Raw genomic sequence first — 11441 nt, 5'->3', positions numbered from 1 at the left:
CGTCGTCGCGCCCACCCCTCCAACTCGGCCCGCTCATCAGCGGTCAGCACAATCTCAGCAGCATGAGGCGTCGGCACAACCCAGCCTAACAACTAGATTGTAATTAATGACTCAGGACACTAGCAGGTCAGCGCGACCGCGGCTTCGGCGGTGTAGCACAGGAAGGTCAGCGTCTCCTGCAGATACAGCTGCACGTTCTCGGCGTCATGGGACAGGTAGCCGATCGACACGTCGGTGCCCAGCTGCAGGTCGAAGTCGCCGCCGCGGGTGGTCAGCACGAACGCGCCGTCGATCGCCGGTGCCCAGATGATGTCGCCGGTCACCAGTCGGCGCAGGTGCTCCAGGATCGGGTAGCCGTGATCGGAGGTCTCGGCCACCTTGGTGTAGACGTCGGCCGACAACAGCACCGAGTACGGGCCGTCCACTCCGGCCAGTCGCAGCGCCGACAGGGCCTGGCTGATGACGTCCGGGATGCCTCGAGGGTCCTCCGGCAGCGTCAACTCCGGATTCGAGCTGGCGCTGCGGATGCCCTCCACCGAGGCGGCCGGGTAGCCCCCGAAGATGATCCGGTCCTCGGCGAACGCCAGCTTCTTGGCCGCGGCCTTCACCGGGTCCCAGTCGGGGTCCTGGGAGCCCCGCTCCACATCGTCGATCTCGGCACGCGACAGGGTGAACGGAACCCGCAGGCGCACCAGCGGCTTGCTGTCGCGCAGGTGCGCGACCACACCGTCGGCCGGGGCGCCGATCCCGGTCAGCCGTCCGGTGCCCACCGCGGCGGCCGTCGGACCGGCCGGGTCGCTGACATCGACGACTCGCCTCCCGGCGATGTGCCGCTTGAACGTCCGCGCCGCCTCCTGACCGAGGTCGGCCCAGGCCGCCTCGGTGACCGGGGCCAGATCGCGATAGAGGTTGTTCATTACGAATTTCCTTTCAGGCTGCCGATATTCAGTGAGCCTTCAACGGCGGGCTCGGCGGGCTCGGCCGGGGTCGGGGCCGCCGAGCCCGGAAGCGGCGGCGGATCGTCGAGAAAGTCCGCGCTCGGGGTGAAGAACAGTCCGCCCGTGACCGCGGTGGAGAAATCCAGGATGCGGTCGGTATTCCCCGGTGGGTCGCCAAGAAACATGTTGCGCAGCATCTGCTCGGTGATCTCCGGGCTACGCGCATAGGCGATGTAGTACGTGCCCGACTCGCCGGAGCCCACCGAGCCGAACGGCATGTTGTGCCGCACGATGTCCAGCTCGTTGCCGTCCTCGTCGGTGATCACGTTGAGCGCGATATGCGAGTTGGCCGGCTTCACCGCGTCGTCGAACTCGATGTCGTCGGCCTTGGTGCGCCCGATCACGCGCTCCTGCTCGGTGACCGGCAGCGCCTCCCAGGCGGTCATATCGTGCAGGTACTTCTGGATGTGAACGTAGGATCCGCCGGCGAAATCCGGGTCCTCGTCACCGACGGCGGTGGCGTCCACCGCCTCGTCGCCGACCGGGTTTTCGGTGCCGTCGACGAAGCCGAGCAGATCGCGATTGTCGAAGAACCGGAAGCCGTGTACCTCGTCGACCACGGTGATTGCGCCGGCCATCGTCTTGACGATGCGTCCGGCGAGCTCGAAGCAGACATCCATCGTCTCGGCCTTGACGTGAAACAGCAGATCACCCGGGGTGGCCGGCGCGGTGTGCCGCGGACCGACCAGCTCGACGAACGGATGCAGCTGCGCCGGGCGGGGCCCGGCGAACAACCGGTCCCAGGCCTCCGAGCCGATCGAGGTCACCAGCGACAGCCGCTTGGTCGGGTCACGGAAGCCGATCGCCCGGGCGTACCCGGCCAGCTCCGGCAGCGCCTCGTGCACGGTCGGCTCACCGCCCTCATCGATGGTGGCGACCAGGAAAATGGCCGCACAGGTCAGGGGAGCGGTGACGGGCTGAACAGACGGCACGCTATCGACCCTAACGCCCCCGCGCCGCCCGGAATGCGAAAGACTTGAGCCCATGGCGGCTACCGCAACCGGATTATGCGAGTTCATCGACGCCTCACCGTCGCCGTTTCACGCCTGCGCAACCGTGGCCGAACGGCTGCGGGCCGCCGGCTACACCGACGTCGCGGAGACCGACCGCTGGCCGCAGACACCGGGGCGGTACTTCACCGTGCGGGCTGGCTCACTGGTGGCGTGGAGGGGTCTGGAATACGGTGCCGGCGCCGACCCGTTCCGGATCATCGGCGCGCACACCGACAGTCCGAACCTGCGGGTCAAGCAGCATCCCGACCGCGAGGTGGCCGGCTGGCAACTGGTGGCGCTGGCACCCTATGGCGGTGCGTGGCTGAACTCCTGGCTGGACCGTGACCTGGGGCTCAGCGGGCGGCTCTCGGTGCGCGACGGTGCAGCCGGCTCGGGGATCAGCCACCACCTGGTCCGCATCGACGAGCCGATCCTGCGGGTGCCTCAGCTGGCCATCCACCTGTCCGAGGACCGCAAGTCGCTCACGCTGGATCCCCAGCGTCACCTCAATGCGGTCTGGGCGGCCGGCGGCGCGCCACGGGATTTCCTCGGCTTCGTGGCCGAACGCGCCGGGGTGGAGCCGCGCGACGTGCTGGGTTTCGACCTGATGACCCATGACCTGGCGCCGTCGGCCGTGACCGGTCTGGGCCCGGAGTTCGTCAGCGCGCCGCGGCTGGACAACCAGGCCAGCTGCTACGCCGGGCTGGAGGCTCTGCTCGCGGCGCGGCCGGGCCGCTACCTGCCGGTGCTCGCGCTGTTCGACCATGAGGAGGTCGGGTCCACCTCGGACCACGGCGCCCAGTCGGATCTGCTGCGGGGCGTCCTGGAGCGGATCACCCTGGCCGCCGGCGGCGACCGGGAGGACTTCCTGCGGCGGCTGGCTGGCTCCACGCTGGCCTCGGCGGACATGGCGCATGCCACCCACCCCAATTACCCGGACCGCCACGAGCCGGGTCATCAGATCGCGGTCAACGCCGGTCCGGTGCTCAAAGTGCACCCCAACCTGCGCTATGCCACCGACGGTCGCACCGCGGCGACGTTCGCCCTGGCCTGCGACCAGGCGGGCGTGCCCTTGCAGCGCTATGAACACCGCGCAGACCTGCCGTGCGGATCGACCATCGGCCCGATGAGTGCGGCCCGCACCGGCATCCCGACCGTCGACGTGGGCGCTCCGCAGCTGGCCATGCATTCGGCCCGGGAGCTGATGGGGGCGCGCGACGTCGCCTCGTACGCGGCCGCCCTGACCGCCTTCCTGGCGCCGGACTGAACGATCCGGCGCGGCCGTCTGCGCTGCAACGACGGCGCTCGGGGCGACAGCGGTGCCATAGACTGTGGCCGTGACGCCCCCGACCACGCTGGACACCGTCGAACACGCCGCTGCGACGCCTGATCACCCGCAACCGTTCGCCGAGTTGGGTCTCAAGGACGACGAATACCAGCGCATCCGCGACATCCTGGGCCGGCGTCCCACCGACGCCGAGTTGGCCATGTATTCGGTGATGTGGAGCGAGCACTGCTCCTACAAGTCCTCGAAGGTGCACCTGCGTTACTTCGGGGAGACCACCACCGACGAGATGCGCAAGGCCATGCTGGCCGGTATCGGTGAGAACGCCGGCGTGGTCGACATCGGTGATGGCTGGGCGGTCACCTTCAAGGTGGAGTCGCACAACCACCCGTCCTACGTCGAGCCGTATCAGGGCGCCGCCACCGGGGTGGGCGGAATCGTGCGCGACATCATGGCGATGGGCGCCCGCCCGGTCGCGGTGATGGACCAGCTGCGCTTCGGTGCCGCCGACGCCCCCGACACCCGCCGGGTGCTCGACGGAGTGGTGCGCGGTATCGGCGGATACGGCAACTCGCTGGGCCTGCCCAACATCGGCGGTGAGACCGTCTTCGACGCCTGCTATGCCGGAAATCCGCTGGTCAATGCCCTGTGCGTCGGGGTGCTCAAGAAGGAAGACCTGCACCTGGCGTTCGCGTCGGGCACCGGCAACAAGATCATCCTGTTCGGTGCGCGCACCGGCCTGGACGGCATCGGCGGGGTCTCGGTGCTGGCGTCGGACACCTTCGGCGGAGACGAGTCCGGCGCCGGACGCAAAAAGCTGCCGTCGGTTCAGGTCGGCGACCCGTTCACCGAGAAAGTCCTCATCGAGTGCTGTCTGGAGCTGTACGCCGCCGGACTGGTGGTCGGCATTCAGGACCTCGGCGGTGCCGGATTATCTTGTGCCACATCCGAGTTGGCGTCCGCCGGTGACGGCGGAATGGCGATCGAGCTGGAGAAGGTGCCGCTGCGAGCGGCGAACATGACCCCGGCCGAGGTGCTCTCCAGTGAGTCGCAGGAGCGCATGTGCGCCGTGGTGACCCCGGAGAACGTCGACGCGTTCATGGCGGTGTGCGACAAGTGGGATGTGCTGGCCACGGTGATCGGCGAGGTCACCGACGGCGACCGGCTGCAGATCACCTGGCACGGGCAGACCGTCGTCGACGTCCCGCCGCGCACGGTGGCCCACGAGGGCCCGGTCTACCACCGTCCGGTGCAGCGCCCGGACAACCAGGACGCGCTCAACGCCGACCGCTCGGACAAGCTTCCACGACCGGTTACCGGCGAGGAGCTGCGCGCGACTCTGCTTGCGCTGCTGGGCAGCCCGCATCTGTGCAGCCGGGCGTTCATCACCGAGCAGTACGACCGCTACGTGCGCGGCAACACCGTGCTGGCCGAGCACGCCGACGGCGGAATGCTGCGCATCGACGAGGTCTCCCGGCGGGGCATCGCCATCTCCACCGACGCCTCCGGCCGCTACACCAAGCTCGACCCCTACACCGGCGCCCAGCTGGCGCTGGCCGAGGCGTACCGCAACGTGGCGGTCACCGGCGCCACGCCGGTCGCGGTCACCAACTGCCTGAACTTCGGGTCCCCGGAAGACCCCGGGGTGATGTGGCAGTTCGCCGAGGCCGTTCGCGGCCTGGCCGACGGCTGTGCGGCACTGGGGATTCCGGTCACCGGCGGCAATGTCAGCTTCTACAACCAGACCGGCGCCACACCCATCCACCCCACCCCAGTGGTCGGGGTGCTCGGCGTCATCGACGATGTGGAGCGCCGACTGCCGTCGGCGTTTGGCGTCGAACCGGGCGAGACCCTGATGTTGCTCGGCGACACCCGCGATGAGTTCGACGGCTCCATCTGGGCGCAGGTGACCGGTGACCACTTGGGCGGGCTGCCCCCGAAAGTCGACCTGCAGCGCGAGAAGCTGCTCGCCGAGGTGCTGTGCGCGGCATCGCGCGACAGCCTGGTCTCAGGGGCGCACGACCTGAGCGAGGGCGGCCTGATCCAGGCGGTGGTCGAATCGGCCATAGCGGGCGAAACCGGTTGCCGCATACTGCTTCCCGAAGACGCCGACCCATTCGTCTTCTTGTTCTCCGAGTCCGCTGGCCGGGCGCTGGTAGCGGTGCCGCGCACCGAGGAGAGCCGGTTGAGGTCCATGTGCGAGGCGCGCGGGTTGCCCGTCACCCGGATCGGGGTAGTCGACCAGGCCTCGACGGAGGTGGAGGTTCAGGGCCAGTTCAGTGTGTCGCTGGCGGAACTGCGCAGCACATCCGAGGCGGTGCTGCCGAGGATCTTCGGATAGCCGTAGCGGCATGGGGACCACGGTCGCACCGCGGGGGAGACACCCGCTGCTGGTGTGGGCGTGGGGATTGGTGCGGCTGAAGTTCGTCGGGGTGGCGTTCGGCGCGCTGTTCTTCTGCCTGTCGCTGACGCCGTCGCTGTTGCCGCGTGACTGGCTGTTCCAAGGGCTGATCGGTGGCATCAACGCCGCGTTCGGCTACGGCCTGGGCGTGCTGATCGGCTTGCTGACCGACCGGCTGGTACTACGCGGTGCCCGGTGGTGGCCGCCGTCGCCGCGGGTGCTGCGTGCGCTGAAGACGGCCGTCGTGGTGGTGGCGCCGACCGCGTGCGTGCTGATGGTGATCCCGGCCGCCGGCTGGCAACGGCAGGTCTCGGAGCTGCTGGGCATCGAGGGCCCGGCCACGCTGGGCTACCTGCGCACCCTCGCCGTGGCGATCGGAGTCGCCGCCGCGCTGGTGGCGACGGCGCGGACACTGATCGACACCATCCGGCTGGTGGCGCGGGCGTTGATCCGGCGCTGGCATCTGAACAGTGAGGTCGCGCTGTTCATCGGCACTGCGATCGTCGTCGTCGTGCTGGTCACCTTGATCAACGGGGTGCTGATCCGCGGTTTCTTCGCCGGCGCCAGCGCGGTGTTCCAGCCCGAGAACAGCGCCACCAAACCCTGGGCCGTCCAGCCACAGCAACCGGAGCGTTCCGGCAGCCCGGCGTCGCTGGCGCCGTGGGACACGCTGGGCAGCCAGGGCCGCAGCTTCGTCGCCGGCGGAGCGCACGCCGCCGAACTGAGCCGGATCAACGGCCGGCCCGCCCGCGAGCCCATCCGCGTCTACGCCGGCCTGCACAGCGCCGGCGACGACCAGGCCCGGATGGAATTACTGGTCGACGAACTGGAACGCACGCACGCCTTCGACCGGCAGGTGCTGGTCGTGGTGCCGACCACCGGCACCGGCTGGGTCAATCCGGCCGCGGCCGACACAGTGGAGATGCTCTACAACGGCGACACCGCGATCGTGGCCGTGCAGTACTCCTACCTGCCGAGCTGGATCTCGTTCCTGGCCGACCAGCGCAAATCGATGGACTCGGGCCGCCTGCTGGTGCATGCCATCGCCGACCGCTGGCAACGCCTGCCGGCGCAGCACCGGCCCAAGCTGGTGCTCTATGGCGAAAGCCTGGGGGCGATGGCCGGTCAGGCCGCGTTCGACTGGCTGCCCGACATCGCCGAGATGGGATTCGAGGCGGTGCTGTGGGTGGGCCCCCCGCAGGCAAGCCCGCTGTGGCACGCGCTGCTGGTGCGCCGCGACCCGGGCAGCCCGGCGACGCTGCCACGCTACGACAACGGCCGAACCGTGCGGTTCGCCCAGGGCACGGAGCCGGCCGAGGTCGCGGCGATCGCCGCGCCGCCGTGGCTCGGCCCCCGGGTGCTGTTCCTACAGCACGCCTCCGACCCGGTGGTCTGGTGGTCGCCGGATCTGCTGTTCGCCCGGCCGGATTGGCTGACCGAGCCACCCGGACCGGATCGCACCGCGTCCATGCGCTGGTATCCCGTGGTGACGTTCTGGCAGGTCAGCGCGGACCTGGCGCACGGTGAGGCGATGCCCACCGGGCATGGCCACAACTACGCGGGCACCATCCTCGACGGCTGGGTGGCCGTGCTGCCGCCAGACGGATGGAACCCGGCCGACACCGAGCGGCTGCGCGCGGCGCTGGGTCAGCCATGAGGAGTCCACACCTAGGCTTTAAAGGGCCCGGTCCTCAATGTTCGCTCGGGTAGCTGGCGCGGGGATTATCCTGCAGAAGTCGCTGTAACGGATCGGTCGGTCGGCATGAGCGACCCACAACCCCGCGCACGAACACCCCGCCGTGAAGCTGCCAGCAGGTTCGCCTCTTGGGGCTGATTGGACCCTTGCGAGCTGCGTTCAGACGGGCCCAGTGTTGCTAAACCCAACAAACACCCTAGATCAGCCACTGCTTTCGCCGAATTGACCGGCTGGTTCCCGCCATTGCGTCCAGCGGTCGGACGTGTTCGGCGTCGTCTCGGTGGCTGATGGCACTCGAGGGACGGCGAAGAGAGGTACGCAGGCGCAGCCCGCGTGCGGTCAGGTTGACGGTTGCGCGTGGCCGCAGTGGCGTGCCGGGGACGGTCGTGAGGGTCCAGCGCGAAGCGATCGTCGCAAGAATGAGGGTCATCTCGAGGGGCGCGACTTGGGCAGCGATGCATTGCCGCGCGCCCTTACCGAACGGAACAAACGTGTTCCGCGGTGGGGAGGAGCGCGACTCATCCCAGCGGTCAGGGTCGAAGCAGTCGGGGTTGTCGTAATGAGCGCTGCGCCCCATGAGGTAGGGGCTGTAGGTGAGGATCGTTCCGGCGGGAAGATCGTGTCCGCCGAGTTGTGTGGCGGTGGTGACCACCCGCGTCATGATCCACACGCTGGGGTACATCCGCAGGGTTTCCGTGATGATGTTCCGGGTGAGCTTCAGCTCGGATACATGCTCAAAGCCGGCAGGACCTCCGGCCAAGACGGTATCGACTTCGGTGCGGAGTCGAGCCGCAATCTGGGGGTGGCTGCTGACCATGAACAGAACCCATCCCATAACGCTGGCGATGGTGGCGGTGGGTGCAGCGATGAAAGTGGCTGCATGACCGAGTATCTGGTCGTCGGTTAGTGCAGGACCCCCGTCTTCGGTGGTTGCCAGCAAAGCGGTGAGCAAGTCATCGTAGCCCTCGACCTCAGACCGGCGCTCGGCGATCACAAGGCTGAGGCGCTGGCGGATACGGGCGACCGCCTGGTTGAAACGACGGTTGGCGGGGGTCGGTACCCAGTGGAGATAGGGCGGATGGCCAACGCGTTGTGCGACCACAGCCAAGAAATCCGTGAAGTCATCGGCTAGGTGATCAACCACGTCGGGAGCGAGCACACCCGAAAACAAGACTTGCACCGCGGCGTGTATGGCGATTCGGCGCATTTCTACCGGAACGTCGATCTCACACCCATCGCCCCATCGTGATGTGACGAGTCCGGTTGTCGCGGTGAACGCGTTGGCATACCCCGGCAGGCGGGTCGGGTCGAAGACGGGCTGAATAAGTCGGCGATACTTGCGGTCCCGGCTACGTGGACATGTGGCCAGGCCATCGGTGACCAAGGGCTTGACCAGTTCGATCAACGGCCCGCCTTTATCGAAGGTGCGGTCATCGCACAGCATTTGGTGTGCCAGTTCCGGGTTCCGAACCATTGTCATTCGCTTAGTGGTCCATTTCATAATTACAGTGACGTAATTTGATCCCACACTTTCATACGGTTACGTGAGATGGTTCCCTTGACGAAGGGAGCAGCATGCCACGAACCAGTCCGTATAGCATTGCCTTGGCCGATGCCGAACGCACCGAACTCGAGGCCCGCGCACGTCGATATACGTCATCGTATTCGGAAGTTGTGCGCGCCCGGATCGTGCTCTACGCCGCTGACGGCTTGGGCAACGACGAGATCGCAGCACGCCTGGACACCCCGCGCCAGGTCGTCTCCAAGTGGCGTAAACGCTTCTTCGACCAGCGTCTGGCCGGCCTGACCGATCTGCCGCGGGGAGGACGACCCCCGAGTTTTTCCCCCTGACGTCGTGATCGCCATCAAGGCGCTGGCCTGCGAATTCCCGACCAAGGCCGACCCGCCCAGGCCGCTGGCTCGCTGGCATTGCCCAGATCTGGCCCGCGCCGCCGTCGAGCAAGGCATCGCCGCCTCGATCTCGGGCACCACGATCTGGCGCTGGCTGTCCGCCGACGCGATCAAGCCCTGGCAGCACCGCTCCTGGATCTTCCCCCGCGACCCCAACTTCGGGCCCAAGGCGGCCCGCGTGCTCGACCTCTACGCCCGCCGCTTCAACAACAAGGCGCTGCGGCACGACGAATATGTGATCTCCGCCGACGAGAAGACTTCAATCCAGGCCCGCATCCGCAAACATGCCAGCACAGCTGTGGCACCGAGCCAGCCGGCGCACATCGAGGCGGAGTACTTCCGCGGCGGCTCCCTGGCCTACCTGGCCGCCTGGGACGTGCACCGCGCCACAGTGTTCGGCCGCTGCGAGCCCACCACCGGCATCGACCCCTTCGGCCGACTGGTCGACCAAGTGATGAACACCGAGCCCTACGCCACCGCGCGTCGAGTGTTCTGGGTGGTCGACAACGGCTCGTCGCACCGCGGACAGGCCAGCATCGCCCGACTCCAGGACCGGTGGCCCAACCTGCGCCTGATTCAGCCCGTACACGCGTCTTGGCTCAATCAAGTAGAGATCTACTTCTCCATCGTGCAACGCAAAGTCGTCTCACCCAACGACTTTCACACCCTCGACGAAGTCGAGGCCCGACTCATCGACTTCCAGTCGTACTACGAACAGATCGCCACACCGTTCGAATGGAACTTCACCAAAGACGACCTGAACGCCCTACTCGAGCGCATCGCCGCCCACGAACACGCCGCCCTCACACCCGCCGCATAACCGCCCCGACGAATACGTCACCAAAATTCCGGGCCAGACCACTTAGGTCCAACGCGGAACCGAACGAGGTCGACATCCGAGGGAAACGAGTCCAAGAATCCCAGTGGATCGCGACGAAGCCGCAACATATGCCCTACTAGCGGCAATGCGCCCGGCGCCGAAGGGATCTGGTTCCCAGTAATAGATCGCCCGGTCATGTCAGCTCCTTCCCTTGAACGATCAGAGTCGGTCGACGCAGGTCAGCCGCGGACCGCTTGCAGGTCGCGTTCGGCGTCTACGCAACGGACGCGTGAGACGTCACGGCAGGGGGTTACGTGCTAGAAACTCGGCGAATTCAGCTGCGGAATATGCATTTTCCCAGTGCTCGACTATGCGCCCGTCGCGAAATCGCCACAGTCCGCAGAACGGCATGGCGATGGATTCGCCGTTCAGGTTGGCGCGCAGATATCCAGAGGCCGCGCCGAAGTGGTCATTCGCGGCGACAAAGTCGACATCCATCACCAGGGTTCCGGCCGTCCTCAACACCAGGCCAACCTCCTTGTTCAGAACAGCCTGCGCGCCAGCATAGACGGGAACGGCTCCAGGAATGTCACGTTCAGCTGCGTGCAGAACCACGTCGTCGGCAACGTAATCCGAAATCCGGGTCAGGTCGGCGTAGAGATCGCGGAGCACCGTGGCGTTCGGGTGTTCAGTCATCGTGTTGGTCGCCAAACTTCGACCCCCGACTGGTCGACGGCCGTGGTGATCACCGTCAGATCGTCTGCGGTAAGTTGCAGGTCTTTAGCTGCGAGATTGTGCTCCAGGTGTGCGATTGACGTGGTGCCCGGAATGAGCAATGTGTTCGGAGCGACGGCCCTGACTTGTGCCGATTTGTCCCTGCTCAGCGGTGAGCGGATGCCCCGCCGAACGCCGGCCGACGGCGGTATCGGCATAGCGGTACTCATGCGGATAGGTGCTGTCGTTATCGGTGCGGAAGCACTAGAGCATATGTCGTGGCTGCACTACGTGTTGGGTATCATCCTATTGCTTACCGCGTACCGCGTATGGCGGTCTGAGAGCCGCGAGAGTGAGTCAGACGGCGGTTTAGCCAGATGGGCGGCAAAGCTCGGTTCCCCCGCGTTAGCAGCGACGGTAGCGTTGGGTCTTACTGATCTGTTGTTCGCTATCGACTCGATACCCGCTAGCTTTGGTATCACTACAGATCCGGCGGTCATCATCACGGCCAACGGTATCGCGCTAGCAGCACTGTGGGCTATGTATGGCGGCTCTTCGATTTTGGCCGGGCAATCAGCTGCAAGTCCGGGTTGCGGCCCGCTGTTTGCGGGTGCAGTGGAAGCG

At 66.8% G+C, this 11441-nt stretch carries 10 protein-coding genes; 6 read left to right on the top strand and 4 right to left on the bottom strand.

All coding sequences use genetic code 11. From position 1 onward, the window contains the following. Nucleotides 1-119: 119 nt before the first annotated feature. Nucleotides 120-917 (bottom strand): family 1 encapsulin nanocompartment shell protein, encoded by a 798-nt coding sequence (locus tag BST28_RS22275; RefSeq protein WP_065288229.1) that lies wholly within the window; start codon nucleotides 915-917, stop codon nucleotides 120-122. Beyond that, the gene (locus BST28_RS22270) at nucleotides 917-1930 is read right to left on the bottom strand and encodes a Dyp-type peroxidase (RefSeq protein WP_207570174.1); all 1014 of its coding nucleotides are present in this window, start codon (nucleotides 1928-1930) and stop codon (nucleotides 917-919) included. The genes BST28_RS22275 and BST28_RS22270 overlap by 1 nt, the downstream gene beginning before the upstream one ends. Before the next feature lie 52 nt (nucleotides 1931-1982). Here BST28_RS22270 and BST28_RS22265 point away from each other — a divergent pair, with 52 nt between their 5' ends. The 3 genes from BST28_RS22265 to BST28_RS22255 all read left to right on the top strand — a co-directional run bounded on the left by BST28_RS22265 (nucleotide 1983) and on the right by BST28_RS22255 (nucleotide 7333). Then, complete coding sequence (locus BST28_RS22265) at nucleotides 1983-3257, top strand: M18 family aminopeptidase (protein WP_083083140.1); 1275 nt, start codon at nucleotides 1983-1985, stop codon at nucleotides 3255-3257. 64 nt (nucleotides 3258-3321) lie between these two features. Continuing rightward, nucleotides 3322-5616 (top strand): phosphoribosylformylglycinamidine synthase subunit PurL, encoded by a 2295-nt coding sequence (gene purL, locus BST28_RS22260; RefSeq protein ID WP_083083136.1) that lies wholly within the window; start codon nucleotides 3322-3324, stop codon nucleotides 5614-5616. Nucleotides 5617-5626: 10 nt separating this feature from the next. Further along, nucleotides 5627-7333, top strand: a complete 1707-nt coding sequence (locus BST28_RS22255; protein ID WP_083083134.1) for an alpha/beta hydrolase — start codon at nucleotides 5627-5629, stop codon at nucleotides 7331-7333. Nucleotides 7334-7568: 235 nt separating this feature from the next. On the opposite strand, the gene BST28_RS22250 is transcribed toward BST28_RS22255, so the two are convergent. Further along, nucleotides 7569-8873, bottom strand: coding sequence for a cytochrome P450 (locus BST28_RS22250; RefSeq protein ID WP_083083132.1), 1305 nt, complete (start codon nucleotides 8871-8873; stop codon nucleotides 7569-7571). Between the two features lie 74 nt (nucleotides 8874-8947). Between BST28_RS22250 and BST28_RS24975 the strand changes: the two genes are divergently transcribed. Together BST28_RS24975 and BST28_RS22245 are read left to right on the top strand one after the other, a co-directional pair. Continuing rightward, nucleotides 8948-9223: a helix-turn-helix domain-containing protein gene (locus BST28_RS24975; protein ID WP_234808383.1), complete on the top strand. Its 276-nt coding sequence runs from the start codon at nucleotides 8948-8950 to the stop codon at nucleotides 9221-9223. Nucleotides 9224-9227: 4 nt separating this feature from the next. Further along, nucleotides 9228-10103: a transposase gene (locus tag BST28_RS22245; RefSeq protein ID WP_234808382.1), complete on the top strand. Its 876-nt coding sequence runs from the start codon at nucleotides 9228-9230 to the stop codon at nucleotides 10101-10103. A 297-nt stretch (nucleotides 10104-10400) separates the two neighbouring features. Here the strand turns inward: BST28_RS22245 and BST28_RS22240 are convergent, their stop codons facing one another. Next, a complete protein-coding gene (locus BST28_RS22240; protein WP_083083130.1) occupies nucleotides 10401-10799 on the bottom strand; it encodes a nuclear transport factor 2 family protein in 399 nt (132 codons plus the stop codon). Between the two features lie 132 nt (nucleotides 10800-10931). Between BST28_RS22240 and BST28_RS22235 the strand changes: the two genes are divergently transcribed. Continuing rightward, on the top strand, nucleotides 10932-11441 hold a 510-nt coding region (locus tag BST28_RS22235; protein ID WP_420093457.1), incomplete at its 3' end, for a TerC family protein.

The sequence above is a fragment of the Mycolicibacter kumamotonensis genome (assembly GCF_002086285.1).
In the GTDB taxonomy this organism is placed as follows: domain Bacteria; phylum Actinomycetota; class Actinomycetes; order Mycobacteriales; family Mycobacteriaceae; genus Mycobacterium; species Mycobacterium kumamotonense.
The sequence above is the reverse complement of the archived record's forward strand: the minus strand, read 5'-3'. Positions and strand labels throughout refer to the sequence as shown.